This is a genomic window from Methylobacterium sp. 13MFTsu3.1M2, assembly GCF_900112625.1.
Classification (GTDB): Bacteria; Pseudomonadota; Alphaproteobacteria; order Rhizobiales; family Beijerinckiaceae; genus Methylobacterium.
In genome coordinates this window covers 15,050-39,630 of sequence record NZ_FOMM01000018.1, presented here as the reverse complement: position 1 = coordinate 39,630, position 24,581 = coordinate 15,050, and the positions used below count along the sequence as shown (strand labels likewise).

Here is a 24,581-nt window from a genome sequence, read left to right as displayed (position 1 = left end):
CGGCGGGTTCTTTTCCCGCGCCTATGGTACGGACCCGGAACGGACCCGCCCGAAAAGCCCCGCATGCCCGCCGTCGCCGAGATCCTGATCCCGCTCGCCCTCGATACGCCCTACAGCTACGTGGCGCCGGCCGGGCTCGACCTCGCCCCGGGCGACGTGGTGCAGGTGCCCCTCGGCCCGCGCGAGATCGTCGGGGTGGTCTGGGGCGTCGCCGAGACGCCCGGCGGCTCGAACCTGCGGCCCGTGACCGGCCGCCTGCCCTACCCGCCCCTGTCGGAGCCGCTGCGCAGCCTCGTCGACTGGATCGCCCGCTACACGCTGGCGCCGAAGGGCTCGGCGCTCGCCATGGTCCTGCGGCTGCCCGACGAGGCGGCCGCCGGCGAGACCGCCCGCGTCGCCGTGCGACTCACCGACAAGCCCCCGTCCCGGCCGACCCCGGCCCGCACCAAGGTGCTCGCCGCGGCGGCCGACGGCGCCCTGCGCGGCAAGAGCGCGCTCGCCAAGGAGGCCGGCGTCTCGCTCTCGGTGGTCGACGGGCTGATCGACGACGGCGTCCTCGAGACCGTCGCGGTCGAGCCGGAGCCGGTCGCGCCGCGGCCCGACCCGGACTTCCCGCGGGCGCCGCTCTCGCCCGCCCAGGCCGAGGCGGTGGCGGCCCTCGTCGCCCCCTTCCCGTGGGACCGGCCGCAGCCGCGGGAATCCGACGATCTCCGCCCGGTCCTGCTGGAGGGCGTCACCGGCTCGGGCAAGACCGAGGTCTATTTCGAGGCGGTGGCCGCCTGCGTCCGGGCCGGGCGGCAGGCGCTGATCCTGATGCCCGAGATCGCCCTGACGGCGCAGTTCCTCGACCGGTTCGCCGCCCGGTTCGGGGTCCGGCCGGCGGCGTGGCATTCCGGGATCGGCGGCAAGCGGCGCGAGCGCCTGCGCGCCGCCGTGGCCGAGGGCGAGGCGCTCGTGGTGGTCGGCGCGCGCTCCGCCCTGTTCCTGCCCTTCGCGCGGCTCGGCCTGATCGTGGTCGATGAGGAGCACGAGACCGCCTACAAGCAGGAGGACGGCGTCCATTACCACGCCCGCGACATGGCGGTGGTGCGCGGGCGCCTCGAGGGCTGCCCGGTCGTCCTGACCTCGGCGACGCCCGCGATCGAGACCCGCGTCAACGCCGCGCGGGGGCGCTACCGGCACGTCCTGCTCCCCGAGCGCTTCGGCGGCCGGCGCCTGCCCGACATCGCCGCGATCGACATGCGCCTCGACCAGCCCGAGCGCGGCCGCTTCCTCAGCCCGCCGCTGGTCAACGCGGTGAAGAGCACCCTGGAGCGCGGCGAGCAGGCGCTGCTGTTCCTCAACCGCCGGGGCTACGCGCCGCTGACCCTCTGCCGCGCCTGCGGCCACCGCTACCAGTGCAAGAACTGCTCGACCTGGCTCGTGGAGCACCGGTTCCGCCGGGCGCTGGTCTGCCACCAGTGCGGCTACGCGGAGCGCCGGCCGGAGGCCTGCACCGAGTGCGGGACCTTCGACAACCTCACCGCCTGCGGGCCCGGCGTCGAGCGGATCGCCGAGGAGGCGGCCGAGATGTTCCCGGACCGGCGCATCGTCGTCCTGTCGAGCGACTTTCCCGGCGGCGCCGAGCGTCTGCGCCAGGAACTCGAGGCGGTGGCGGCCGGCGCGTGCGACGTCGTGATCGGCACGCAACTCGTGGCCAAGGGCCACAACTTCCCGTTCCTGACGCTGGTCGGCGTGCTCGACGCCGATATCGGCCTGACCTCGGGCGACCCGCGGGCGGCGGAGCGCACCTTCCAGTTGCTCCAGCAGGTCACCGGGCGCGCCGGACGCGGCGAGAAGCCCGGGCGCGCCCTGGTCCAGACCTACCAGCCGGACCACCCGGTGATCGCGGCGCTCCTCTCGGGCGACGCCGAGCGCTTCTACGCGGAGGAGATCCAGGCCCGCGAGGCGGCCGGCCTGCCGCCGTTCGGGCGGCTCGCGGCCCTGATCGTCTCGGCGAGCGAGCGCGAGGTCGCGGAGGCGCACGGGCAGGCGCTCGCCCGGGCCGCCGAGCCGCCGGAGGGCGTGATGGTCCTGGGCCCCGCCGAGGCGCCCCTCGCCCTGGTGCGCGGCCGCTACCGGTTCCGGCTGCTCGTGAAGACCGAGCGCAACGTCGATCTCCAGGCCTACCTGCGCGCCTGGATCGCCCGGGGACCGAAGGTGCGGGGCAACGTCCGGGTCGCCATCGATGTCGACCCGCAGAGCTTTTTGTAGGAGACTTCGTGGGCCTCCCGGTCTCGTGAACGCCGGTTCGCCGTCGGGAGGCATGTCAGAGCGAGGGTCCGGAGCCATACCGGTTCGTCCCGCGATCGGGTATGGCTCAGGTCACGGGCGGCGGACCCTGGTCGGAGACCGGCTACGGGACGCATGCGGTTCCCGGAGGAGCGATCAGTGCTGACCTACACCAAGACGCCGGATTCGAATGTCGCCGAGATCGTGGTCGACGGGAAGATCACCGACGAGGAGATGAACGCGGCGATGACCGCGATGAAGGCCGACCTCGACAAGGGCGGCAAGATCAAGCTGCTCGAGGATATCCGCGCCTTCGAGGGCATGGAGCCCGCGGCCTTCTTCAAGGACCCGCGCTTCGGCATCTCGATGATGAAGAGCATCAGCCACGTCGCCCTGGTGACGGACGCGCCCTGGCTGAAGGCGCTGGCCGAGACCTTCAACTTCGTGTCGCCGACCCAGATCAAGGTGTTCGAGCGCGCCCGCATCGACGAGGCGCGGAGCTGGCTCGCCGCGGCCGCCTGAGCGACCTCAGTCGGCCTGCGCGGTGCGGGTGTCGCTGCGCCGCGCGGTCCAGTGGCCCGAGCACAGGGAGGAGACCTTCCAGGTGCCGGCGCCGCTGCCGGCCTGGAGCCGGCCGGTGCCGGTGCCGCTCGCCGTCCCGTTGCTGACCGTGATGCCGACGCTGCCGTCGGGCCGCACGTGGCCGTTGACCTGCGCCCCGGCGCTGCCGGAAATGAGCTGCACCTGCCCCTCGCGGATCGCGAGCGCGTAGGTGTAGCGGGCGCTGCACAGGCCGCTCTCCGTCACCAGCTCCACCGACCACCGCCCGTTATGCGCGCTCGGCCCCGCGCTGGCGGGCAGGCACGTCGGGAGGAGAAGGCCGGCGGCGAGGGCCGCGACCGCGGTCAGCTTGGTCATGCGATGCAATCTTTCAGCGAAGCGGACACCGCCGGAAGCGGCGTGCACGGTCAGAATCATCGATCGAGGATGACTCGACGCTGAACGATGGAAGCGGCAAGAGTATGGCTGCCTCCCGCCTGTTCAAGATAGATTACGGCCGACAGTCTCCCGGCCAATAGTCAAGCTCGTTGCGGACGATGCTGTGGACTGATCTGCCGACCGGAGCGTCCAAGTCTCCGCTCATCACGGAGGAGACGGAGGCGGCCGAGGTCCTGCACGCGCCTGTCGAGGATCGCCGGGCCCGCGGGAAAGCGCCCGCGAGACCGCGGCCGAACCTGCCCGCGCGGGAGAGCCTCGGGCGCCTCGGGGCGGGCCGGCGATTGAGCAACCGGCCTCGATCGGGCCGGGCGGGATCCATGATCGGATCCGTCGGCGGGCGCGGGCAGCCGACCAGCGCGCCGCGCCGCCCTCGCGGGTTGTGACGGGCCGCGCGGGACGGCCGGAGCGACTCGCGGCGCTCAGTCGGTCAGCGGCCGGGCTTCCTCGGGAAGCATGATCGGGATCCCGTCGCGGATCGGGTAGGCGAGCTTCGCCGAGCGGCTGATCAGCTCCTGCCGGGCCGAATCGTATTCCAGGGTGCCCTTGGTCAGCGGGCAGACCAGGATCTCCAGGAGCTTCGGGTCGACGCGGGTCGCCTCGACGGGGGCGGTGAGATCGTTGGACATCGGTGGGGCAACCTATTGCATCGGCGACTCGGGACCCGAGCCGCGAACCAGTTCCATCTGCGTGACCGCGATCAGGATCTCGGCCCGGGTCTTCAGGTCGGGAGCCTCCAGCATCGCCTGCTTCTCGCGCACGCCGAACGGGCTCATCATGCACAGGGCGTTGACCAGCGCCTCGTCGGGCGCCTCGTCGATCCCGGCCCAGTCCACCTTGAGGTCGTTCGACTCCACGAAATCGCGCAGCGCCTTGAGGACGCCCTCGCGGTCGACCTGCTCCTCGCCCGCCCGCGGCTCGAAGTCCACCGCGAACTCGTCGTAGGAGACGTGGCAGCGGCGATAGGGGCCGATCGAGGCCAGCTCGCTCTCGACCCGGAACCGGGTGACGCCGGTGAGCGAGATCAGGTACCGGCCGTCGCCGGTCTCGGCGTACTGGGTGACGCGGCCCGCGCAGCCGACGCGGTAGAGCTTCGGATTCGATCCGCCCGACCCTTCCGGGTCGGGCTGGATCATCCCGATGATCCGGTCCGTCCGCATGGCATCGTCGACCATCGCGAGGTAGCGCGGCTCGAAGATGTTGAGCGGCATCTGTCCCCGGGGCAGCAGCAGCGCGCCGGACAGCGGGAAGACCGGGATCACGGCCGGGCAATCCGCGGGGCCCTTGTAGCTCGCATGGGTGCTCATGGCGCCTCCCAGAGGGGCCGATCGGTGGGTCGGCGCGCGAGCCGGTGCCTCACGAGAACAGAAGTGCCGAGAGCTTGCGCCGGCCGCGGATCGTGTCGGGGTCCATCACGCCCCAGGCCTCGAAGAACTGCAGCAGCTGCTTGCGCGCACCGTCCTCGTTCCAGTCCTTGTCGCGCTTGCGCAGCTCGATCAGGTGATCGACCGCCTGGCCGCGCTCGCCCCGGGCCGCGAGCCCGAGCGCGAGGTCGAACCGCGCCTGATGGGCGTCCGGGTTGGCCTCGACTTCGCGCTGCAGGCCCGCGAGGTCGCCCAGCGACGCCGCCTGCTCGGCGAGTTCCAGGGCGGCGCGGATGCCGACGAGCGCCGGGTCGCCGGCCTTCGCCTCCGGAACCATCGCCAGGACGCGCTTGGCGTTCTCGATCTCGCCCGCGTCGAGCTGCATCTTGGCGAGGCCGGCCAGCGCGGTGACGTTGTCGGGCTGCTGCTCTAGCACGGCCGCGTAGATCTCGGCGGCGCCGGCGAGGTCGCCTTCCTGGATCAGGGCCGCCGCGTCGGCGAGGGCCGCCTCCAGCGGGTCCTGCTGCGGACCGGCCACGCGCGCGATCAGCTCCTTGATCTGGCTCTCCGGGACCGCGCCCATGAAGCCGTCGACCGGCTGGCCCTTCTGGAAGACGATGACTGCCGGGATCGACTGGATGCCGAGCTGACCGGCGATCGAGGGATGCTCGTCGATGTTCATCTTCGCGAGGACGACCGCGCCCGCGGCTTCCCGGACGACCTTCTCCAGGACCGGCGTGAGCTGCTTGCAGGGCCCGCACCAGGGCGCCCAGAAATCGACCAGGACCGGCCGGTTCATCGACTCGGCGATGACATCCTGACGGAAGCTCGCGGTGGTCGTGTCCTTGATGAGGGAGCCGGTGTCGCCGGCCGGGGTACCGCCCGCGGCGAGGGTGTCGTTGAGCATCGGTCTGGCTTCGGAACCTTTTTCGTGGAGCGCCTTAAATGGGGCTTCCGCCCCGGTCTGACCAGCCCGGAGGGCCGGATCCTCAGCGCGGCGGCGCGGCGGCCGGCGCGCCCGCCGCCGCCTTGGCGGCGGTCACGAAGGTGCCGGCGAACGGACGCCCGTCGGCGGTGCTGGCCTCGCAGGTGATCGCGGTGCGCCCGGCTTCCGGGGTCGAGAAGCGGCAGGCGCCGATCGCGAGGATCGGGGCGCCGTCCTTGCCCGTGGTGACGACGTTGATCGGCTGCAGCGGATCGGTCTCCTCGGTGGCCTCCTGCTGGGCGCCGTTGCCGCTGAAGCTGAGGATCTGACCGTCGGAGGTCGTGAAGTCGAAGCTCGTGCGGTTGCGGCTCACCGCGTTCGTCAGGACGTTGCTGCAGGCCGCGCTCAGGTCCTGCGTGCCGATGACGAGCTTCTCGCAGGTCCCTTCCAGCCGCAGCGCCGCCTGGGCGCGGGCCGCGGAGGGCAGGCTGACGAGGGCGCAGAGCAGCGCGAGGCGCAGGCTGTTGGTCATGGCGTGTCGGGCATCCTCCGGTTGAGAGCCGAACTAGGCGCGCCGCGCACGCCGTCGAGGGGCACGGCCCCCGGACCGGCGCGACGGGAGGTGTGTCGCGGACGCGCCGGACGCCCTCAACCCTACCCGCACGGGCGCGGAAGGGACGCCGGGCGGGGCGGCCCGCTAGCCCGCGAACCGCAGGGCCCGGTCGTTCGGCGCGGCGAGGTCGAGGTCCGGCCCGAGGGGCACGATCCCCGTCGGATTGATGGTCGGATGGCTCTCGTAATAGTGCCGCTTGATGTGGGTGAGGTTCACGGTCGGCGCGACGCCCGGCAGCGCGTAGAGGTCGCGGAGGTAGTTCGACAGGTTCGGGTAGTCGGCGATCCGGCGCCTGTTGCACTTGAAGTGCCCGACATAGACCGCGTCGAACCGCATCAGCGTCGTAAACAGCCGGATGTCGGCCTCGGTCAGCCGGTCCCCGCAGAGGTAGCGGCTCCGGTCGAGGCGCGCCTCGAGCGCGTCGAGTTCCGCGAACAGGGCCTCGAAGGCCTGGGCGTAGGCCTCCTGCGTGGTCGCGAAGCCCGCCTTGTAGACGCCGTTGTTCACGCGGTCGTAGACGCGGCCGTTCACGGCGTCGATCTCGGCGCGCAGGTCCGGGGGATAGAGGTCGGGGCCGGTGCCCCCGAAGGCGTCGTTCAGCATCCGCAGGATCTCGGCGGATTCGTTCGACACGATGGTGGCGCGCTCCCGGTCCCAGAGGGTGGGGACGGTGACCCGGCCGCTGTAGGACGGGTCCGCGGCCAGATAGACCTCGTAGAGGCGCCGGGCGCCGTGGATCGGGTCGGGCGTCGCGCCCGGCGTGTCGCCGAAGACCCAGCCCTCCGCGCCCATGTGCGGGTCGACCACCGAGACGGAGATCGCGTCCTCCAGCCCCTTCAGGGTCCGGCCGATGAGCGTGCGGTGCGCCCACGGACAGGCCAGGGACACGTAGAGATGGTAGCGCCCCGGCTCGCCGCGGAAGCCGCCCGCGCCGGAGGGGCCCGCCGACCCGTCGGCGGTGACCCAGTTGCGGAAGGCCGAGGCCTTGCGCTCGAAGCGGCCGCCCGTCGCGGCGGTGTCGTACCACTGGTCGCGCCAGATGCCGTCTACGAGGAGGCCCATCGTCGTCTCCGCCTGTCCGAGAGGTCCGACCGAGATGGGCCTCGCGCGGTCGGTGTGAAGGGACGCGTCCGCCCGCGAACGCCACGCAAGGCAGGCCTGCGCCCGCCTGTCTGTTGCGGTGCAGCAAAGTCCGCCATGTCTCGCGTCACCCACCCGTCGCCGTGCGCGTGCCGCAGCTGCCCGACCCGGTGGGGGATCGATGGAGGTGAAGTGATGTCGTTCGCGCTGGTGCCCGTCGCCGAGGCGGCCCTGTTCACGTTCGGGTGCCTGGTGATCCACGCCCTGCGGCGCCACGCCGACGTGGTCACCGCAACGCTCGCGTGCCTCGCGACGCTCCTCGTCCTGATGATCGGCATCGCCTGCGCGCCAGAATCCTTCGCGAAGTATCAGGCGGCGAGCGTCGCCGACTTTGCCCGCCTGGATCAGGCGATCTACTGAGGCGTCGCCCCGCGGCCGACGGCGTCGAGGCCGCCGGCCCGGAGCTTCGCGAGGCGCCCGCCGGTCCCGCGCTGGCCGGCGACGGCCACGTCGAAATCGTCCTTCGGGAGCTTGGCGAGGAAGCGCTCGGCGATCTCGAACAGCAGGATGTCGGCGCGGACGCGCTCGATATAGGCCCAGTCGAGGCTCGACGACCAGACGAAGTGCACCTCGCTGAAGCTCTCGGCGAGCAGCCCGGTCAGCAGGAACGGGTCGAAATGGGCGCAGGAATCGCCGAACAGGACGAGCCGGCGCGGATCGGCCGCCGGTGACGCGTTCCGGTAGACGACATGCGCGCCGACATGCACCTCCCGGTCGCGCCCTTCCGCCTCGTAGGCGGCGAGCAGCGGCCCGGTCTCGACCCGCGACGCGTCGCGCTGCAGCATGAACCGTTCCAGGCGCTCGCGTGGCCGCTCCGGCAACTTCTCGCCGAGATCCATGAGCTGGTCCGAGACGATGCCCGGACGCGCGCCGATGTCGGCCGGCGGGATCGCCCCGAGCGCCCGCATGATCGCGCGGTAGGCCAGCAGGCAGCCCTGCGCGGTCCAGTGCGTGTCGGTGCGCAGGTAGAGCGGCACCGGCCCGTTCCGGGCGGCGCGGAGCGGGGCGAGAAGGTCGAGATAGGCCGGATGCCGGGCGAGGCTGCGGGCCAGCCGCCGGGTCGAGGCCTTGCCGGGGGCGTAGCGCAGGCCGTCGGTCTTGTCGTCGTAGACCGACAGCTTCTCCGGCACGATCACGTGCAGGCAGCGGATGCCGAGGCTCTCGGCCCGCCGCGCGCGGGCCTTGATCAGCCGTGTCCAGCCGCGCAGCAGCAGCCAGTGCCGCAGGCCGCCGCGATACCGGTCCATGACCCGGTTGGTCCCCCCCGTGAGGAATAACCAGCCGTCGCGGCCGACATGTACGCTCTCCCTGCCTGCAGACATGACGGTGCTTTAGCCGCACCGCGAGCGGGCGACTAGGCCGGACCCGGCACCGGGACCGCGCGTTCGTCAGGCATGACGCCCTCCCCTGCCCCGGCCGTCCAGACCCGCGATCGCCCGGAGCTGCCCGGCGGCCCGGAGCCCATCCGCCCGGCGCGGCTGTGGCGCCCGCGCCGCGTGCTGGTCATGCCCGCCGCCCTGGAGCACGCCCACGGGCGCGCCATGCTGGCCCGCGCCGAAGCGCTGGGCCTGCCGGTGGAGCGGCTGGCGTCCAACCGCCTGCCGAGCCCGCGCGAGCCGGATCCTCGGCGCGCCTACGCGGCCGCCAAGGCGACCCTCGCGCTGACAGTCGCCCCGCCGACCAAGCTGCGACTGCAGCCGATCCCCCCCTCGGCCGACTGGCGCTTCGATCTCGCCGAGGGCTGCCCGGCCCATTGCCAGTACTGCTACCTCGCGGGCTCTCTGTCCGGGCCGCCGGTGACCCGCGCCTACGCCAATCTGGCGGCGATCCTCGACAACCTCGCGGACTATGCGGGGCGCGGCGCGGTGACGTCGGCCTCCGCCGAGCGGGCGCGGGAGGGGACCACCTTCGAGGCGTCCTGCTACACCGACCCCCTCGGCATCGAGCACCTGACCGGCTCGCTCTCGGCGGCGATTCGGCATTTCGGCGCCTGGGACGCTCCGGTGCAACTGCGCTTCACCACCAAGTTCGCCGCGGTCGAACCGCTCCTCGACCTGCCGCACAACCGGCGCACGCGCATCCGCTTCTCGGTCAATCCGCGGGCGGCCGCGCATTACGAGGGCGGCACCGATTCCCTCGACGCGCGGCTCGCCGCCCTGGCGGCGGCGGCGCGGGCCGGCTACCCGGTCGGCCTGACCGTCGCGCCGATCCTGCCGGTCCCGGACTGGGAGGACGCCTATGCCGGGCTGGTCCGCGCCGCCGCCGACGCGCTGGCCGGCGTGCCCGATCTCGACCTCACCGCCGAACTCATCACCCACCGGTTCACGCCGGGCTCGAAGGCGGTGCTGCGCGGCTGGTATCCCGGCTCGGACCTGCCGCTGGACGAGGCGGAGCGCGTCGAGAAGCGCACCAAGTTCGGCTCGGTGAAGCACGTTTTCCCGAAGCCCCTGATGCAGGCGATGCGCGCCCATCTCACCGCCTGCCTCGCTCGCGACCTGCCGGCCGCGCGGATCCTGTACTGGACCTGAGCGCCCGCGGGCGCCATCTGGCCCCGATGACCGACACGGACCCCCTGATCCTGACGCTCGCCTTCGACGAACCGACTTTCGCGCGGTTCGACGGCGAGCGGCGCCGCCACTTCCCGGAAGCCCTGAACCGCATCCCGGCGCACGCGACCCTGTTCCACCACCTGCAGGGCGACCGGGAGCGGGGCGTGATCGAGGCGATCACCGCCCTCGCCCGCACGGTGCCGCCGCCGGAGGTCGCGGTGACCGGCCTGCGCTTCACCGGCCGCGGCGTCGCCTACGCGCTCGACTCCGACGCGCTGGCGCGCTTCCGGGGCCGCCTCGCGCAGGAATTCGCGGCCCACCTCACCGCCCAGGACCGGCAGGGCTGGCGCCCGCACGTCACGGTGCAGAACAAGGTGTCGCCGGACACGGCCCGGGCGCTGCACGCCGACCTCTCGGCGGGGTTCGTGCCGTTCCGGTTCACCGCCCCCGGCACCCTGCTCTGGCGCTACCGCGGCGGCCCCTGGGACGCCGTCGCCCGCCTGCCCTTCGGAGAGAATGCCTGATGGATGTCGACGCGCACCGGGAGACCGCGCCATGAGGGCGCCGGGCAACCTGCGGCAGAACCGGCTGATCGAGCCCGCGATGGCGGTCTGGCTGCGGTTGCGCCTGAACGAGGTCGGTCCCCTCGTCGCCCTGCTCTGCCTGAGCATCCTCGGCTACGGGTTCTTCTACCTCGCCCACGAGGTCGGCGAGGGCTCCACCGCGGCCCTCGACCGGCGGATCCTGCTCGCCCTGCGCAACCCCGCCGATCTCGCCGACCCGATCGGGCCGCCCTGGCTCGAGGAGGCGATGCGCGACATCACCGGGCTCGGCAGCGTCTTCACCGTGCTGTTCCTGACCTGCGCGGTGGCGGCCTATCTCGGCGTGTCCGGGCGCCGACGCATCGGTCTCTACGTCCTCGCCGCGGTGGGGAGCGGCGAGCTGGTCTCGACGGTGCTGAAGATCTTCTACCATCGGCCCCGGCCGGACCTCGTGCCCCACGGCATGGAGGTGTTCACGGCGAGCTTCCCGAGCGGCCACGCCACCATGTCGGCGATCGCCTACCTGACCCTGGCGACCCTGATCGCCCGGATCGAGCGCAACCGCCGCGCCAAGGCGCTGGTCCTGGCGCTCGGGGTGAGCGTGACGCTGCTCGTCGGCATCAGCCGCATCTATCTCGGCGTGCACTGGCCGAGCGACGTCCTGGCCGGCTGGTGCATCGGCGCCGCCTGGGCGTCCCTGTGCTGGTTCGTCGCCCTGCAGCTGCAGCGCCGCGGCGAGGTCGAGGCGCCCGACCCGCCGCCGCCCGCCTGAGGCCGCCGTTAAGGTAAACAGACGGTTAAGGTGGACGGGCGGGGGCGGTCCGGGCTGGATGGCGGTTGTCCCCGCAACCGAAACCGTCAGGGTCAGACGATCGTGGTCGAGCGCCGCCGCACTGCCCGACGCCGCGTCTGCCTGGGCGGGCGGCTGCGCGTCGCGGCCTTCCTCCCGGAGATCGACTGCACGGTCCGCGACGTGTCCCTCGACGGGGCGCGGGTCCGGCTGCCGGCGGAGGCCGTGCTCCCCGACTGCGTCGAGCTGTTCATCCCCTGTCGCGGCGAGATCCGGCGCGCCTTCGTGGCCTGGCGCGCGGGCGAGTCGGTCGGCCTCGGCTTCGCCGAGACCCGCGCGGCGACGGAGCCCGAGGCGGTCGCGCGCCGGCTCGCCGCCAGCGAGGCGGAGGTGGCGCGTCTGCGCGCCGCGCTCCTCGACGGAAACAGCCCGGAGCCGGGTCGCGTTCACTGAGGGCGCGGTCCCGCCATCCGGCGGCTCCCGGCGCGGGCGGCGCCCCAGGCGCGGCCCTCCCGATCCGGCGACACGGCGAGGCACATGGCGGACGACACCCGGCTCTCACGACGCACTCTTCTCGCGGCCGGGGGCGCCCTGGCCGGCGCCGCGGCCGGCGGCGGCGCGCAGGCCGCCCCGCCGGCCGCCCCGCCGGCCCCTTCGGTCCCGGCCGATACCGGCGCCGTGCAGGGCGGAAAGGTGATGTTCCCGAACTGGCGCGGGCCGGGCGACCGGCCGCCCGCCCCGAGCCCGGCGCCGCAGCCGCCGGGCCAGCGCGTCGGCTACTGCGTGGTGGGTCTCGGGCGCCTGAGCCTCGACGAGATCCTGCCGGCGTTCGGCGAGAGCAAGCGCGCCCGTCTCGCGGCGGTGATGTCGGGCTCGCCCGACAAGGCGAAGCTCGTGGCGCGGCAGTACGGGCTGCCGGACGACGCCGTCTACGGCTACGACGCGTGGGATCGGCTGAAGGCCAACCCCGACGTCCAGGCGGTCTACATCGTCACGCCGAACGGCGTGCACCGGGACAACGTCGTGGCGGCCGCCGCGGCCGGCAAGCAGGTGCTCTGCGAGAAGCCGATGGCGGTGACCTCGGACGAGTGCCGGGAGATGATCGCGGCCTGCGCGAAGGCCGGCGTCAAGCTGATGATCGCCTACCGGTGCCAGTACGAGCCCCACAACCGGGCCGTGATCAAGCTCGCGCGTTCGGGCGAGTTCGGCCGGCCCCGGCTGATCCAGGCCTTCAACGGCCAGACCACCGGACTGCCGGAGCAGTGGCGCCTGCGCAAGGCGCTGGCGGGCGGCGGCTCGCTGCCGGATATCGGGCTCTACTGCCTGAACACCGCCCGCGCGGTTCTCGGCGAGGAGCCGAACCTGATCCAGGCCCAGATCTACGCGCCGCCGGACGATCCCAAGTACCGCGAGGTCGAGGAGACAGCGAGCTTCACCCTCCACTTCCCGTCCGGCGTGATCGCCCAGTGCCTGACGAGCTACGGGGTCTACGAGGCGCGGAGCCTGACCCTGCACACCGGGACAGCCTCCGTCGATCTCCAGAACGCCTTCGCCTATCAGGGCCAGCGTCTCTACATCGGCCACCGCGACGGCAGGAACGCCGCCCGGGACGAGAAGGTCCTGAGCCCGAAGAACCAGTTCGCCCTGGAGCTGGACCACTTCGCGCGGTGCATCCAGGAGAACCTGCGGCCCCGCACCCCCGGCGAGGAGGGGCTTCAGGACCAGGTCCTGATGGAGGCGATCTACGAGGCCGCCCGCACCGGCGCGCCGGTCAAGGTCGGACCGCCCCCCGGCGCGGGCTCCGGCCTCGACGTGACGCGCGGGCCGGAGCCGGAGGAGCCGTCCTGAGGTGCCTCAGAACGGCAGCAGGATGTCGACGAGCTGCTGGCCGTAGCGCGGCTGCTGCACGTCGGTGATCTGGCCCCGGCCGCCGTAGGCGATGCGTGCCTGGGCGATCTTGGCTGAGTCGATGGTGTTGTCGGACTCGATATCCTCCGGCCGCACCACGCCTGCGACGATCATCTCGCGCACCTCGAAATTGACCCGGATCTCCTGCTTGCCCTCGACCACGAGGTTGCCGTTGGGCAGGACCTGGGTCACCACCGCGGCGACGTTCGTCAGGACGGACTCGGTGCGCTGGACCGAGCCGGCCCCGTCATTGGCCATGGCCGAGGTGGCGGAGAGCAGCGCGGTGCTTCCGACGCCGAAGGACTTGCCGACCGCGTTGTTCTCCAGGCCCAGGGCGTTGGGCAGGCCGAAGCTCTCGGTGTTGGCCCGGGAGCGCTTGGTCTCGTTGCTGATGTTGGCCTGGTCGGTGACCTTGACCTTCACGGTCAGGATGTCGCCGAGCTTGGCGGCGCGCTGGTCCTTGAAGAAGGCGCGGGAGCCGGTGCGCCACAGCGAGTTCGGCGCGTACGAGACCGGCTGCACGTCCGGCATCGGCATCCGCACCGGCTTGTAGCCCGGCTGCGCGGTCGGGTCCTCGATCGCCGACAGCGCCGGGGTCAGGCCGACCTGCGAGAGGCGGTCGGCGGTGTTGCAGGCGCCGAGCGCGCCGGCGATCAGGGCGGCGGCGAGCGGGTTCAGGACGGTGCGACGGGCCATCGGGCTATCACTCTTCGACGCGTGCGGGGCGGGCGGTCAGCGCAGGGAGGCGGTCGCCTGGACGGGGGCGGCGCCGGCGGCCTGCCGGGCCGCAGGGCTGGGGCTCACCGAGACCCGGCCGGGGCCGATCACGGTGGCCTGCAGGACCTTCTTGGAGGCGACGTTGACGACGTTGACGACGGCGCCCATGCGGCCGGAATCGTTCGACAGGCCGCGCATCGACAGGCTGATGCTCGGCGTCTCGTACACGATGGTCACGTTCTCGCCGCGGGCGACCAGGTCGGGCGGGGCCGTGTCGGTGACCCGCAGCACGGTGCCGGCCGTGAGGGTGTTCTGCGCGACTTCGCCGAGGATGGTCGTGGCGCTGCCCTGCGCGTCGGGGGCGACGGATTCGCGCGGGCGCCGCTCCAGGGCGACGTCGCCCTCTCTGACCGGCTCGCCGCGGTTGAGGTTCCGGGTGAGCACCGCCACCTCGCGCAGCTCCACGACCACGCCGGAGACGCGCAGCGAGACCTGCCGCTCGCCGAGGGTGACGAGGCCCGCGACGCGGCGCGTCCGCGGATCGTAGGTCAGGTCCAGGGCCGCGGCCTGCCCTTCGAGGTCCAGCGGCGCCAGCAGGGTCGGTCCGTCGCCGTCGAGGCGGACCGCGATGTTCTGGGCGTTGAGCCCGTAGCCGGTCTCGAGGCCGCGCTTGAGCGCCGCCTCGATCTCCGGCGGCCCGAGGCGGCGGGCGGCGCGCTGCACGGCGATCTGCAGCCGGCCGCCGGTCTCCAGGCCGCTGAGGCCCAGGGCGGAGGCCGCGTCGAGGATGCGGCGGGTCTGGATCGTCCCGGTGGCGCCGAGGCTGGGCGCGCGGAACAGCGGGCGCGTGGCCAGGCGCTCGGGCGCGCCCTCGACGAGATCGGCGAGCGTCAGGACGTCGCCGCGGGCGGTGACGTCGCCGCGCAGCCGCAGGCCCTCCGCCCGCGCCATGGCGGGGATCGCCAGGGCGCCGAGGGCCGCGAAGGTGAGGAAGGCCAGCAGCGCGCGCAGGATGACGGCGGCGCCGAGGGGCATCACCCGCCGCGGGACGCGCCGCACGATCGGGCTGATGTCGTCCCCGGCCCCCGCGGCGATGCGGGGCAGGTCGAGGGTCCCGAAGTCGGGATCGAGCGGGTCGGGATGCATGCCGGCATACATGTTCAGGGACCTGAAGCGGGGTGCGGGTCGCGCGGTTAGCTGCGGAACATCTGCGTGGTGGTGGAGAGCATCTGGTCGGCGGCGGTGACGACCTTCGAGTTCATCTCGTAGGCGCGCTGCGCGGCGATCAGGGACGAGATCTCCGTGACGGCGTTCACGTTCGCCTCCTCCAGGTAGCTCTGCTGGAGGTTGCCGAAGCCGTCGGCGCCCGGCAGGCCGCTGATCGCCTGCCCGGAGGCGGCGGTCTCGACGAACAGGTTGTCGCCGATCGACTCGAGGCCGACCTTGTTGACGAAGCGCGAGAGCTGGAACTGGCCCAGCGCCTGCGGCGCCGTCTGGCCCGGGATGTTCGCCTGCACGACGCCCGTGGCGCTGATCGTCACGGACGTCGCGTTCTGCGGCACGGTGATCGCCGGATCGAGCAGGTAGCCGTCGCGGGTGACGAGCTGGCCCTGGGCCGAGAGGTCGAAGGAGCCGTCGCGGGAATAGGCGGTCCGGCCGTCCGGCAGCGTCACCCGGAAGAATCCGTCGCCGCGGATCGCGACGTCGTAATCCTTCTCGGTCGAGGACAGCGTCCCCTGCGACATCACCCGGGCCGTCGAGGTGGTCTTCACGCCCGAGCCGAGGCTGAGGCCCGCCGGGAGCTGGGTGTTCTGCTGCGAGGTCGAGGCGCCGGCCCGGCGCATGTTCTGGTAGAGCAGATCCTGGAAGTGCACCTGCTGGCGCTTGTAGCCGGTGGTGCGCAGGTTCGCGATATTGTTGGAGATGACCTGGACGTTGAGTTCCTGGGCCGCCATGCCGGTGGCGGCGGAGTAGAGGGCGCGCATCGGTCAGGCCTCCTCAGGCGACGTCGGCGAGGCGGCGGATCGCCGTGCCCCGCAGGTCGTCGAGGCGCGAGATCATGCTCGACACCATGGCGTAGGTCCGGTTCACGTCCATGAGCCGGGTCATCTCGATCACCGGGCGGACGTTGGAGCGCTCCAGCGACTCGGGTTCCAGGCGCCCGTCGATCCCGGCGGGGCGGGCGGGCTCCGGCGAGGCGTAGAGGTTGGTCCCCTCGTTGGTCAGCCGCTGCGGGTTGGCGAAGGTGACGAGCTTGATCCGCCCGCGGATGCCGAGGTTGGTCGACACGGTGCCGTCGGGGCCGATGGCGAGGCCGGTCTCCTGCGGGTTGATGCTGATCGGGCCGCCCTCGCCCACGACCTTGTAGCCGTCGCTGGTGACGAGCGTGCCCTGCGCGTCGAGCTCGAAGGCGCCGTTCCGGGTGTAGCGCTCGCCCTGGGGCGACTGCACGGCGATGAAGGCCGAGCCCTTGACCGCCACGTTGAGCGGGTTGCCGGTCTGCTCGATCGGGCCCTGCCCGAGGTCGAGGCTGGTGCCCTGGTCGATGACGTAGGACAGGCGCCGGTCTGGCCGGGCGAACGAATCCGCGCTCGCCACCGGCATCAGGTATTCCTCGAAGCGGGTGCTCCGCGCCTTGAAGCCCGTGGTCGAGACGTTCGCCATGTTGTTGGCGATCACGTCCAGCTCCCGCTGGAGCGCCATCTGGCTCGACACGCCGACGAAGAGGGCATTCTGCATCGTGGACTCTGGGACTCGCGGGCCGCGGAGGCGGCAACGATCCATTCAGCATCCGCTGTGCCAAACCCGTCTGCGGCAAATTTTAGCGGTGTGACAGGGACTTGGTTAGCGACGCTCGCGTGTCGCGGCGGCGCGGGGGCTGCGCCGCGGCAAACCTGACCCGGCAGGAATTGCCTCCTTAACGGCGCGTTAACCGTGATGCTCCGATATCCAGGTGTACCTGGCGCGCGGTCTCCCGCGAGAGAGCATTATTCCATGGCCAAGACGCCGAAAAAGGCCTCCGCCGAGGACGGCGAGGCCAAAGCCGAGGGCGCCCCGAAGGGCAAGAAGAAGCTCATGATCATGGTGGCCCTCGCGGTCCTGATCGCGGGCGGCGGCGCGGGCGCCTTCCTGATGATGCGCGGCGGCGGCCAGGGCGACGGCAAGGAAGCCGCGCAGGGCGGCGGCCATGGCGGCGGGCACGGCGACGCCAAGGGCGCCGGCCCAGACGCCAAGAAGGCCGTGGTCTTCGTCGACGTGCGCGAGATGCTCCTGAACCTCTCTCCCGAGCTGCCCCAGGACAAGGCCAAGTACGCGAAGGTCCGGATCTCGCTGGAGCTGAAGGACGCCAAGGTCGAGGAGGAGGTGAAGCCCCTGATGCCGCGGGTCGAGGACGCGCTGCAGGTCTACATGCGCGAGCTGCGCGCCAGCGACATCACCAACTCGATGGGCCTGTTCCGGCTGCGCGAGGAGCTTCTGCGCCGGATCAACATCGCCCTGTACCCCGCCAAGGTCGACGCGGTGCTGTTCAAGGACGTGATCGTCCAGTGAGCGCGCCCGCGACCCTGCCCCGTCCTTCGCGCGCCGCGCCGCGCCGGGCCCCGATCGAGCACGCCTGATGGAACCCGAGGACGAACTCCCCGAGGACGACTGGTCGGCAGCCCTCCTGGAGCAGGGGGCCGAGGGCGGCGACACGTCGCTGGCCGAGGAGTGGGGCGCGGCGCTCGCCGAGCAGGGCACCACGCGCAACGCGGGCGACGTCGCCGCCGAATGGGCGACGATGATCGAGGACGGGGAGAGCGACAACCTCCCCGAGCTCGCCGGCAACGACCGGGTGCTCAACCAGGACGAGATCGACGGCGTCCTCGGCTTCTCCATGCGCGAGCTCTCGGCCTCCGGGGCCGGGGGCGTGCAGGCCATCGTCGATTCGGGCGTCGTCCAGTACGAACGCCTGCCGATGCTGGAGATCGTCTTCGACCGGATGATCCGGTTGCTGTCGACCTCCCTGCGCAACCTGTTCCAGGACAACGTCGAGGTGACCCTCGACAACATCACCTCGGTGCGCTTCGGCGACTACCTGAACGCGATCCCGCTGCCGACGCTGCTGGGCGTGTTCCGGGCCGAGCAGTGGGAGAATTCCGGCCTCGTCACGGTCGACTCGAACCTCGCCTACGCGACCTTCGACCTGCTGCTCGGCGGCAAGCGCGGCGGCTCGTCGAGCCGTCTCGACGGCCGGCCCTTCACCGCCATCGAGATGACGCTGGTGCGCCGCCTCGTCGAGATCGTGCTGGGCGATCTCGAGATGTCGTTCCAGCCGCTCTCGCCCGTGAGCTTCGGCATCGACCGGATCGAGACCAACCCCCGCTTCGCCACCATCACGCGGCCCGGGAACGCCGCGATCCTGATCAGCCTGCGCCTCGACGTCGACGGGCGCGGCGGCATGCTGCAGATCCTGTTCCCGTACGCGACGATCGAGCCGATCCGGGAGCTGCTGACCCAGAGCTTCATGGGCGAGAAGCTCGGCCGCGACCACGTCTGGGAGGGCCATCTCGCCACCGAGATCTGGCAGGCCGACGTGACCATGGACGCGGTGCTGCACGAGATGATGCTGCCGCTGAAGCAGGTCATGAGCCTGAAGGTCGGCGAGACGCTGATGTTCGAGGCCAAGCCCTCGGACCTCATCACCGTGCGCTGCGGCGACTGGGCGCTGACGCAGGGGCGGATCGGCCGGGTCGACGGCCACATCGCCGTCCAGGTCACCCGGCCGCTGCGCCGCTCGCGCACGACGATCCAGGCCTACGAGGCCTCGATGAACAACCGCTCGGACAACTAGTGCCGATGAGGGTCCGGTCATGAGTCTCTTCGTCACCCTCGCGGCCGACATCCTGGTCGCCGTCCTCCTGGCGGCGACCATCGTCACGTCTCTCCGGCTCTCGCGCCGCATCGGCCAGATGAAGGGCGACGAGGCCGCCCTCCGCCAGACCATCGGCGACCTGATGGTCGCGACCGGCACGGCCGAGCGGGCCATCGCGGGCCTGCGGGCGGCGATCGACGAGGGCGACCGCACCCTGAACGCGAGCCTGGAGACCGCCACGATCCGCGCCGGCGAGCTGCGGCTGCAGGTCGAGGCCGGCGAGGGCGTGATCACCCGCATCGGGGCCATCGTGGCGCAGATGCGCGCCGTGCCGGTCCGTCCCGAGCCCGCGCCCGAGCCGAGGCCCGCGCCGCAGGCGGTCCCCGAGCCGACGCGCGCGCCGGAGATCCCGGCCGAGCGCCGGCCGGAGCACGCCAGTCCGAACGGGGAGCGCCTCGGCGTGGCGGCCGCGGCGGCGCTCGCCATGAGCGAGCGCGCCCTCGCCCGCGTCCGGGCGCGCGCCGCGTGACCGGGGTCAAGGCCCCGAAGATCCCGCCGCCGAAGCCGGATCCCGAGGAGCGGATACGCCGCGCCGCGACGCCCGAGCGGCGCGCGCGCCGGAAGCCCGTCCGGCAGTTTCGGCTCCGCCTCATCGACGCCGTGGCGCTCGCGGCCGGTGGGCTGCTCGTGCTCAAGCTGCTCAGCCTGCTGCAGGCCGGCCTGCCGGAGAGCGCGGCGCTGCCGGAATACGGGCGCGCGGTCGCCCGGGCGCGCACCGGCTTCGAGCCCTTCGATCCGGTGACGACCGGTTCGGTGGGCGCCAAGGAGGCGCCGGCAGCCGCGCCCGAGCAGCCGTCGGCCCCTCCCCTGGCCCCGGCCCAGTCCGCACCGCCCGCGGCCGGGAGCTCGGCCTCGCCCACCGAGCGCCTGCTCCTGGAGAAGCTCGGTGCCCGGCGCGACGCCCTGCGTCAGAAGAGCGACGAGCTCGAGCTGCGCGAGAAGATGCTGGGTGAGGCCGAGCGCAAGCTCGAGACCGGGCTCGGCGACCTCAAGAAGGCCGAGGACAAGGTCGACGCCGTCGCGAAGGCGAAGGAGGATGCCGAGAAGCAGGCCCTGAAGAACATCGTCACGATGTACGAGGCGATGAAGCCCAAGGACGCAGCCCGGGTCTTCGACCGGCTCGGGCTCGACGTGCTGGTCCCGATCGTGCTGGCCATGAACCCCCGCAAGATGTCCGAGGTCCTGGCGGTGATGCAGCCCGAGACCGCCGAGCGCCTGACCGTCGCCCTCGCCAACCGCGCCCGCGGCGCGGCCGGACCGCAGGCCCAGGCGGGAACGGGGCTCCCGGCGAACGAGCTGCCGGCGATCGATCCCGGGGCGCCGATCCGCTAGGTCCGGGCCCGGCCGGACGCAGGGTCGACCTTCCGGGACCGCCGGCCGGCCCGTCCGGCCGCGTCGTGCCGGCCCGCCCCGTGCGGCGTCCGCGCGGGCTAGGGTCCGGGGCCGGGCGCGCTATAAGGGGTCCATGTCAGAGGCCGATCCCCAGCCGCTCCTCGCCGTCGAGGACCTCTCCGTGGCGTTCCGCGCGCGGGAGGGCGAGACCGTGGCGGTCGACGGCGTCTCCTTCACCATCCGCCGCGGCGAGACCGTCGCGCTCGTGGGCGAATCGGGGTCCGGCAAGTCGGTGACCGCGCTGGCGATCCTGCGCCTCCTCGACCCCGCGGCCCGCCAGGACGGGCGGATCCTGTTCGCGGGCCGCGACCTCGCGCGGCTGCCCGAGCGGGCGATGCGGGACGTGCGCGGCGCCGACATCACCATGGTGTTCCAGGAGCCGATGACCTCGTTGAACCCGCTCCACACGATCGAGCGGCAGATCGGCGAGGTGCTCGGCCTGCACCGCGGCCTCGCCGGCAAGGCGGCCCGCCGCCGGATCCTGGAGCTTCTGGAACTCGTGGGCCTGCGCGACGCCGAGCGGCGCATGGGCGCCTACCCGCACGAGCTCTCCGGAGGCCAGCGCCAGCGCGTGATGATCGCCATGGCGCTCGCCTGCGAGCCGGAACTCCTGGTCGCCGACGAGCCGACCACGGCCCTCGACGTGACCGTGCAGGCGCAGATCCTGGCGCTGCTCGCCGACCTGCAGAAGCGCCTCGGCATGGCGATGCTGTTCATCACCCACGATCTCGGCATCGTCGAGCGGATCGCCGACCGCGTCTGCGTGATGCTGAAGGGCAAGATCGTGGAGGCCGGCGCCACCAAGGCGGTCTTCGCGGATCCGCAGGACGCCTACACGCGCCGCCTGATCGCCTCCGAGCCGAAGGGCCGGGCCAACCCCGTCCCGGCCGACGCCGCCCCGCTCCTGGAGGCCGGCCCCCTGAAGGTCTGGTTCCCGCTGAAGTCGGGCCTGCTCCGGCGCGTCACCGGCCATGTCAGGGCCGTGGACGGCGTCTCCCTGCGGGTCCGGACCGGCGAGACCATCGGCGTCGTCGGCGAGTCCGGCTCGGGAAAGACAACCCTCGGCCTCGCCCTCCTGCGGCTCACCGGCTCGGAGGGCCCGATCGTCTTCCTCGGCAAGGCGATCGACGGCTACGGCGCGGCGCAGATGCGCCCGCTGCGGAAGGACATGCAGGTCGTCTTCCAGGATCCCTACGGCTCCCTGTCGCCGCGCATGTCGGTGGCCGACATCGTCGCCGAGGGACTGGTGGTCCAGGGCACGGCGCGCTCCCGGGCGGAGCGCCGGGCCGTGGTCGCCAAGGCGCTCACCGATGTCGGGCTCGATCCGGCCGCCATGGACCGCTACCCGCACGAGTTCTCCGGCGGCCAGCGCCAGCGCATCGCCATCGCGCGGGCGATGGTGCTCAATCCCCGCTTCGTCGTCCTCGACGAGCCGACCTCGGCCCTCGACCGCTCGGTCCAGGCGCAGATCGTGACCCTGCTGCGCGACCTCCAGCGCGAGCGCGGCCTCGCCTACCTGTTCATCAGCCACGACCTGAAGGTGGTGCGGGCGCTCGCCAACTACGTGATCGTCATGCAGAACGGCCGCGTGGTCGAGGAGGGCGCCGCGGAGACGATCTTCGCGAACCCCCAGACCCCCTACACCCGCGCCCTGTTCAAGGCCGCCTTCGCCCTCGAGAGCGACGCCCCCGCCGAGCTGGAGCCCGCCTGACCGTGGCGCGGGCGCTCATCATCGTCCTCGATTCCGTGGGCATCGGCGGGGCCCCGGACGCGGACACGTATGGCGATGCCGGGTCCGACACGCTGGGGCACATCGCCGAGCGCTGCGCGGAGGGCCGCGGCGACCGGGCGGGGCTGCGCGCGGGCCCCCTGCGCCTGCCCCACCTCGCTGAACTCGGGCTCGGCCTGGCGGCCGCCGGGGCCTCGGGCCGGATCCCGCCGCACCTCGCCCCGGCCGGCCCGCCGCGCGGCGCCTACGGCCACGCGGTGGAGACGGCCGCCGGCAAGGACACGCCCTCCGGCCACTGGGAGATCGCCGGCCTGCCCTTGACCGAGCCCTGGGGGCATTTCCCCGATACCCGGCCGGCCTTCCCGCCGGAGCTGGTCCGCGCGCTCGTCGCCGAGGGCGGCCTCCCGGGCATCCTGGGCGACTGCCACGCGCCCGGGGTCGCGATCATCGACGCGCTGGGCGCCGAGCATCTCCGGACCGGCCGGCCGATCTGCTACACCTCGGCCGACAGCGTGTTCCAGATCGCCGCCCACGAGGAGGCGTTCGGGCTGGAGCGGCTCTACGACCTGTGCCGGGTGGCGCGCCGCCTGTGCGACCCCTACCGCGTCTGCCGGGTGATCGCCCGGCCCTTCGTCGGCGCGCCGGAGACCGGCTTCCGCCGGACCGGCAACCGCAAGGATCTCGCCGTCGCCCCGCCCGGGCGCACGCTGCTCGACCGCGCCGAGGCGGCCGGCCGCGCGGTCGTGAGCGTCGGCAAAATCGGCGACATCTTCGCCCACCGCGCCACCGGGCGCGAGATCAGGCCGGGCCCGAACGCGGCCTGCGTGACCGCGGGCCTCGACGCGCTGGCGACGCTGCCGGAGGGCGGCCTGATCTTCGTCAACCTCGTCGATTTCGACACGGAGCACGGCCACCGCCGCGACGTGCCGGGCTACGCCGCGGAGCTGGAGGCGTTCGACGCGCGGATCCCCGAGATCCTGGCGGCGCTGGCACCGGGCGACCTCGCGGTGATCACGGCCGACCACGGCAACGATCCGACCTGGACCGGGACCGACCACACCCGCGAGCAGGTCCCGGTGCTGGCCTTCGGCCCCGGCGTGGCCGGCCGGCCGATCGGCCGGCGGGAGACCTTCGCGGATATCGGCGCCACCGTGGCGGCCCATCTCGGCCTCGCCTGGGACGGGGCCGGAACACCGTTCCTGTAGGGAGGACACGACGTGCGGGACGACGACGACCGGCCGCGCAAGGCCGTTGCCCACGAGATCGGGCAGCCCCTCGACACGCTCTCGCTCGGGGATCTCGACGAGCGCGTCGCGCTCCTGCGCGCCGAGATCGCCCGGCTCGAGGCGGCGCGGGCCGCCAAGCAGGCGGCGCAGGGCGCGGCCGACGCGTTCTTCAAGCGGGGCTGAGGCTTGGACCGGCGCGAAACCCTCGCCGCCCTGCGGCGCGGCGATCTCGGCGGCGCGCGCGAGCTGCGGCTGCCCGACGGCCTGACGGAGGTGCCGCGCGAGGTCTTCGCCCTCGCCGACACCCTCGAGGTGCTCGATCTCGGCCGGGGCAGCCTCACCGACCTGCCGGACGATCTCGGCCGCCTGCACCGTCTGCGCGTGCTGTTCTGCTCCGGCAACCCGTTCCCGCGCCTGCCGCCGGTGCTCGGCGCCTGCCCGGCGCTGAGCCAGCTGGGCTTCCGCGGCTGCGGCATCCGCGAGGTCCCGGCGGAGTCGCTGCCGCGCGACCTGCGCTGGCTGACCCTGACCGACAACGCGATCGCGAAGCTGCCCGCCGCCCTCGGCGAGCGGCCGCGCCTGCAGAAGCTGATGCTGGCGGGCAACCGGCTCACGGCGCTGCCCGACAGCCTGTCGGGGGCGGGCGACCTCGAGCTGATCCGGCTCGCCTGCAACCGTCTCGCGGCACTCCCGCCCTGGCTCGCGCGCCTGCCCCGCCTCGCCTGGATCGCCTACGCCGGCAACCCCGCCGAGCCGGCGACGGCGCCGGTCGCGGCCCCCGCGGTGCCGTGGGCCGACCTCGCCGTCGGCGACCTGCTCGGCGAGGGCGCCTCGGGGCGGGTCCACCGGGCGCGGTGGCGCGATCCCGGTGGAGGGCAGGACGTGGCCCTGAAGCTGTTCAAGGGCGCGATGACCAGCGACGGCCTGCCCGAGCGGGAGATGGAGGCCTGCCTCGCCGCCGGGACGCACCCGGCCCTCACGGGCGCGCTCGGCCGGCTCGAGGGCCATCCCGACGGTGCCCGCGGCCTGCTGCTCCGGCTCCTGCCGGCGCACTGGCGCGCGCTCGCCGGGCCGCCGAGCCTCGCGAGCTGCAGCCGCGACGTCTACGACCCGGACCTGCGCCTCGGCGCCGACACGGTCCTGCGGATCGCCCGCGCCGTGGCCGAGGCGGTGGCGCACCTGCACGGGCGGGGCCTGCTGCACGGCGACGTCTACGCCCACAACACGCTCTGGGATGCCGGGACCGGCGCGGCCGTGCTCAGCGACTTCGGCGCCGCCTCGGCCCTGCCGGACGGGCCGCTCGGCGCGGCGCTGGCGCGGGTCGAGGTCCGCGCCGTCGGCATCCTGATCGGCGAGCTGCTCGACCGATGCGCGGCGCCGCCGGACTCCCTGCGCGCCCTGGCGCAGGCCTGCACCGGGCCGGATCCCGACGGGCGGCCGAGCCTCGGGGCGGTGATCGCCGAGATCGGGCGGCTCCAGGCCTGATCGCGCGGCCTCGACCGGTGCC

The 24,581-nt window shown here is 72.9% G+C and carries 27 protein-coding genes; 16 read left to right on the top strand and 11 right to left on the bottom strand.

Annotated elements, in window-relative coordinates; translation table 11 throughout:
* Positions 1–63 precede the first annotated feature (63 nt).
* Both BM314_RS18545 and BM314_RS18540 read left to right on the top strand, forming a co-directional pair.
* Positions 64–2,253 carry a primosomal protein N' gene (locus tag BM314_RS18545; RefSeq protein WP_042671779.1) on the top strand — a complete coding sequence of 730 codons (2,190 nt, stop codon included), beginning with the start codon at positions 64–66 and terminating at the stop codon, positions 2,251–2,253.
* A 177-nt stretch (positions 2,254–2,430) separates the two neighbouring features.
* Positions 2,431–2,793 carry a SpoIIAA family protein gene (locus BM314_RS18540; protein ID WP_020093645.1) on the top strand — a complete coding sequence of 121 codons (363 nt, stop codon included), beginning with the start codon at positions 2,431–2,433 and terminating at the stop codon, positions 2,791–2,793.
* Between the two features lie 6 nt (positions 2,794–2,799).
* On the opposite strand, the gene BM314_RS18535 is transcribed toward BM314_RS18540, so the two are convergent.
* The 6 genes from BM314_RS18535 to BM314_RS18510 form a co-directional block, all read right to left on the bottom strand.
* A complete protein-coding gene (locus BM314_RS18535) occupies positions 2,800–3,189 on the bottom strand; it encodes a hypothetical protein (protein WP_020093644.1) in 390 nt (129 codons plus the stop codon).
* 500 nt (positions 3,190–3,689) lie between these two features.
* Positions 3,690–3,896 (bottom strand): Trm112 family protein, encoded by a 207-nt coding sequence (locus BM314_RS18530; RefSeq protein WP_020093643.1) that lies wholly within the window; start codon positions 3,894–3,896, stop codon positions 3,690–3,692.
* A 12-nt stretch (positions 3,897–3,908) separates the two neighbouring features.
* Positions 3,909–4,574 carry an LON peptidase substrate-binding domain-containing protein gene (locus BM314_RS18525; protein ID WP_020093642.1) on the bottom strand — a complete coding sequence of 222 codons (666 nt, stop codon included), beginning with the start codon at positions 4,572–4,574 and terminating at the stop codon, positions 3,909–3,911.
* Between the two features lie 49 nt (positions 4,575–4,623).
* Complete coding sequence (trxA, locus tag BM314_RS18520) at positions 4,624–5,538, bottom strand: thioredoxin (protein ID WP_020093641.1); 915 nt, start codon at positions 5,536–5,538, stop codon at positions 4,624–4,626.
* Positions 5,539–5,620: 82 nt separating this feature from the next.
* A complete protein-coding gene (locus BM314_RS18515; protein ID WP_091979442.1) occupies positions 5,621–6,088 on the bottom strand; it encodes a hypothetical protein in 468 nt (155 codons plus the stop codon).
* A gap of 165 nt (positions 6,089–6,253) precedes the next feature.
* Complete coding sequence (locus BM314_RS18510) at positions 6,254–7,231, bottom strand: glutathione S-transferase family protein (RefSeq protein ID WP_091979441.1); 978 nt, start codon at positions 7,229–7,231, stop codon at positions 6,254–6,256.
* A gap of 213 nt (positions 7,232–7,444) precedes the next feature.
* Between BM314_RS18510 and BM314_RS18505 the strand changes: the two genes are divergently transcribed.
* On the top strand, positions 7,445–7,669 hold the full coding sequence (locus BM314_RS18505) for a hypothetical protein (protein ID WP_042671783.1): 225 nt from the start codon (positions 7,445–7,447) through the stop codon (positions 7,667–7,669).
* Here BM314_RS18505 and BM314_RS18500 read toward each other — a convergent pair.
* Complete coding sequence (locus tag BM314_RS18500) at positions 7,663–8,631, bottom strand: alginate O-acetyltransferase AlgX-related protein (protein WP_091979439.1); 969 nt, start codon at positions 8,629–8,631, stop codon at positions 7,663–7,665. The genes BM314_RS18505 and BM314_RS18500 overlap by 7 nt on opposite strands.
* Positions 8,632–8,703: 72 nt before the next feature.
* Between BM314_RS18500 and BM314_RS18495 the strand changes: the two genes are divergently transcribed.
* The 5 genes from BM314_RS18495 (at position 8,704) to BM314_RS18475 (ending at position 13,038) form a co-directional block, all read left to right on the top strand.
* Positions 8,704–9,837 carry an SPL family radical SAM protein gene (locus tag BM314_RS18495; protein WP_348272737.1) on the top strand — a complete coding sequence of 378 codons (1,134 nt, stop codon included), beginning with the start codon at positions 8,704–8,706 and terminating at the stop codon, positions 9,835–9,837.
* A gap of 26 nt (positions 9,838–9,863) precedes the next feature.
* Positions 9,864–10,382: a 2'-5' RNA ligase family protein gene (locus BM314_RS18490; protein ID WP_091979437.1), complete on the top strand. Its 519-nt coding sequence runs from the start codon at positions 9,864–9,866 to the stop codon at positions 10,380–10,382.
* A 31-nt stretch (positions 10,383–10,413) separates the two neighbouring features.
* Positions 10,414–11,172, top strand: a complete 759-nt coding sequence (locus tag BM314_RS18485) for a phosphatase PAP2 family protein (RefSeq protein ID WP_020093634.1) — start codon at positions 10,414–10,416, stop codon at positions 11,170–11,172.
* A 102-nt stretch (positions 11,173–11,274) separates the two neighbouring features.
* Entirely contained in the window at positions 11,275–11,643 is a 369-nt protein-coding gene (locus tag BM314_RS18480) for a PilZ domain-containing protein (RefSeq protein WP_091979436.1), read from the top strand.
* An 84-nt stretch (positions 11,644–11,727) separates the two neighbouring features.
* Positions 11,728–13,038 (top strand): Gfo/Idh/MocA family protein, encoded by a 1,311-nt coding sequence (locus tag BM314_RS18475; protein WP_091924915.1) that lies wholly within the window; start codon positions 11,728–11,730, stop codon positions 13,036–13,038.
* Between the two features lie 6 nt (positions 13,039–13,044).
* Here BM314_RS18475 and flgH read toward each other — a convergent pair whose 3' ends face one another.
* The 4 genes from flgH to flgF are packed head-to-tail and all read right to left on the bottom strand — an operon-like array spanning position 13,045 to position 16,554.
* Positions 13,045–13,794, bottom strand: coding sequence for a flagellar basal body L-ring protein FlgH (gene flgH / locus BM314_RS18470; protein ID WP_020093631.1), 750 nt, complete (start codon positions 13,792–13,794; stop codon positions 13,045–13,047).
* Positions 13,795–13,830: 36 nt separating this feature from the next.
* Complete coding sequence (gene flgA, locus BM314_RS18465; RefSeq protein WP_170868142.1) at positions 13,831–14,973, bottom strand: flagellar basal body P-ring formation chaperone FlgA; 1,143 nt, start codon at positions 14,971–14,973, stop codon at positions 13,831–13,833.
* 35 nt (positions 14,974–15,008) lie between these two features.
* Positions 15,009–15,800 (bottom strand): flagellar basal-body rod protein FlgG, encoded by a 792-nt coding sequence (gene flgG / locus BM314_RS18460; RefSeq protein ID WP_020093629.1) that lies wholly within the window; start codon positions 15,798–15,800, stop codon positions 15,009–15,011.
* A gap of 13 nt (positions 15,801–15,813) precedes the next feature.
* Positions 15,814–16,554 carry a flagellar basal-body rod protein FlgF gene (flgF, locus tag BM314_RS18455; RefSeq protein ID WP_042671790.1) on the bottom strand — a complete coding sequence of 247 codons (741 nt, stop codon included), beginning with the start codon at positions 16,552–16,554 and terminating at the stop codon, positions 15,814–15,816.
* A gap of 255 nt (positions 16,555–16,809) precedes the next feature.
* On the opposite strand from flgF, the gene fliL reads away from it, so the two are divergent.
* From fliL to BM314_RS18415, 8 genes are all read left to right on the top strand, one after another.
* Positions 16,810–17,364: a flagellar basal body-associated protein FliL gene (gene fliL, locus BM314_RS18450; protein WP_020093627.1), complete on the top strand. Its 555-nt coding sequence runs from the start codon at positions 16,810–16,812 to the stop codon at positions 17,362–17,364.
* A 64-nt stretch (positions 17,365–17,428) separates the two neighbouring features.
* A complete protein-coding gene (fliM, locus tag BM314_RS18445) occupies positions 17,429–18,646 on the top strand; it encodes a flagellar motor switch protein FliM (RefSeq protein ID WP_091681367.1) in 1,218 nt (405 codons plus the stop codon).
* A gap of 19 nt (positions 18,647–18,665) precedes the next feature.
* Positions 18,666–19,196 carry a DUF6468 domain-containing protein gene (locus tag BM314_RS18440; protein ID WP_020093625.1) on the top strand — a complete coding sequence of 177 codons (531 nt, stop codon included), beginning with the start codon at positions 18,666–18,668 and terminating at the stop codon, positions 19,194–19,196.
* Positions 19,193–20,059 (top strand): MotE family protein, encoded by an 867-nt coding sequence (locus BM314_RS18435; protein ID WP_244539974.1) that lies wholly within the window; start codon positions 19,193–19,195, stop codon positions 20,057–20,059. The genes BM314_RS18440 and BM314_RS18435 overlap by 4 nt, the downstream gene beginning before the upstream one ends.
* Positions 20,060–20,192: 133 nt before the next feature.
* Positions 20,193–21,830, top strand: a complete 1,638-nt coding sequence (locus tag BM314_RS18430) for an ABC transporter ATP-binding protein (protein WP_091979434.1) — start codon at positions 20,193–20,195, stop codon at positions 21,828–21,830.
* Between the two features lie 2 nt (positions 21,831–21,832).
* Positions 21,833–23,053 (top strand): phosphopentomutase, encoded by a 1,221-nt coding sequence (locus BM314_RS18425; protein ID WP_091979432.1) that lies wholly within the window; start codon positions 21,833–21,835, stop codon positions 23,051–23,053.
* Between the two features lie 12 nt (positions 23,054–23,065).
* A complete protein-coding gene (locus BM314_RS18420) occupies positions 23,066–23,257 on the top strand; it encodes a DUF1192 domain-containing protein (protein WP_012317818.1) in 192 nt (63 codons plus the stop codon).
* 3 nt (positions 23,258–23,260) lie between these two features.
* Complete coding sequence (locus tag BM314_RS18415) at positions 23,261–24,559, top strand: leucine-rich repeat-containing protein kinase family protein (protein ID WP_091979431.1); 1,299 nt, start codon at positions 23,261–23,263, stop codon at positions 24,557–24,559.
* Positions 24,560–24,581: the final 22 nt, after the last annotated feature.

What these genes read in the sequence shown, in the direction of transcription:
- BM314_RS18545 (WP_042671779.1), top strand. Translation starts at nt 64, where the DNA reads ATGCCCGCCGTCGCCGAGATCCTGATCCCGCTCGCCCTCGATACGCCC.
- BM314_RS18535 (WP_020093644.1), bottom strand. Translation starts at nt 3,189, where the DNA reads ATGACCAAGCTGACCGCGGTCGCGGCCCTCGCCGCCGGCCTTCTCCTC.
- BM314_RS18530 (WP_020093643.1), bottom strand. Translation starts at nt 3,896, where the DNA reads ATGTCCAACGATCTCACCGCCCCCGTCGAGGCGACCCGCGTCGACCCG.
- BM314_RS18525 (WP_020093642.1), bottom strand. Translation starts at nt 4,574, where the DNA reads ATGAGCACCCATGCGAGCTACAAGGGCCCCGCGGATTGCCCGGCCGTG.
- trxA (WP_020093641.1), bottom strand. Translation starts at nt 5,538, where the DNA reads ATGCTCAACGACACCCTCGCCGCGGGCGGTACCCCGGCCGGCGACACC.
- BM314_RS18515 (WP_091979442.1), bottom strand. Translation starts at nt 6,088, where the DNA reads ATGACCAACAGCCTGCGCCTCGCGCTGCTCTGCGCCCTCGTCAGCCTG.
- BM314_RS18510 (WP_091979441.1), bottom strand. Translation starts at nt 7,231, where the DNA reads ATGGGCCTCCTCGTAGACGGCATCTGGCGCGACCAGTGGTACGACACC.
- BM314_RS18505 (WP_042671783.1), top strand. Translation starts at nt 7,445, where the DNA reads ATGTCGTTCGCGCTGGTGCCCGTCGCCGAGGCGGCCCTGTTCACGTTC.
- BM314_RS18500 (WP_091979439.1), bottom strand. Translation starts at nt 8,631, where the DNA reads ATGTCTGCAGGCAGGGAGAGCGTACATGTCGGCCGCGACGGCTGGTTA.
- BM314_RS18495 (WP_348272737.1), top strand. Translation starts at nt 8,704, where the DNA reads ATGACGCCCTCCCCTGCCCCGGCCGTCCAGACCCGCGATCGCCCGGAG.
- BM314_RS18490 (WP_091979437.1), top strand. Translation starts at nt 9,864, where the DNA reads ATGACCGACACGGACCCCCTGATCCTGACGCTCGCCTTCGACGAACCG.
- BM314_RS18485 (WP_020093634.1), top strand. Translation starts at nt 10,414, where the DNA reads ATGAGGGCGCCGGGCAACCTGCGGCAGAACCGGCTGATCGAGCCCGCG.
- BM314_RS18475 (WP_091924915.1), top strand. Translation starts at nt 11,728, where the DNA reads ATGGCGGACGACACCCGGCTCTCACGACGCACTCTTCTCGCGGCCGGG.
- flgH (WP_020093631.1), bottom strand. Translation starts at nt 13,794, where the DNA reads ATGGCCCGTCGCACCGTCCTGAACCCGCTCGCCGCCGCCCTGATCGCC.
- flgA (WP_170868142.1), bottom strand. Translation starts at nt 14,973, where the DNA reads ATGTATGCCGGCATGCATCCCGACCCGCTCGATCCCGACTTCGGGACC.
- flgG (WP_020093629.1), bottom strand. Translation starts at nt 15,800, where the DNA reads ATGCGCGCCCTCTACTCCGCCGCCACCGGCATGGCGGCCCAGGAACTC.
- flgF (WP_042671790.1), bottom strand. Translation starts at nt 16,554, where the DNA reads ATGCAGAATGCCCTCTTCGTCGGCGTGTCGAGCCAGATGGCGCTCCAG.
- fliL (WP_020093627.1), top strand. Translation starts at nt 16,810, where the DNA reads ATGGCCAAGACGCCGAAAAAGGCCTCCGCCGAGGACGGCGAGGCCAAA.
- BM314_RS18440 (WP_020093625.1), top strand. Translation starts at nt 18,666, where the DNA reads ATGAGTCTCTTCGTCACCCTCGCGGCCGACATCCTGGTCGCCGTCCTC.
- BM314_RS18430 (WP_091979434.1), top strand. Translation starts at nt 20,193, where the DNA reads ATGTCAGAGGCCGATCCCCAGCCGCTCCTCGCCGTCGAGGACCTCTCC.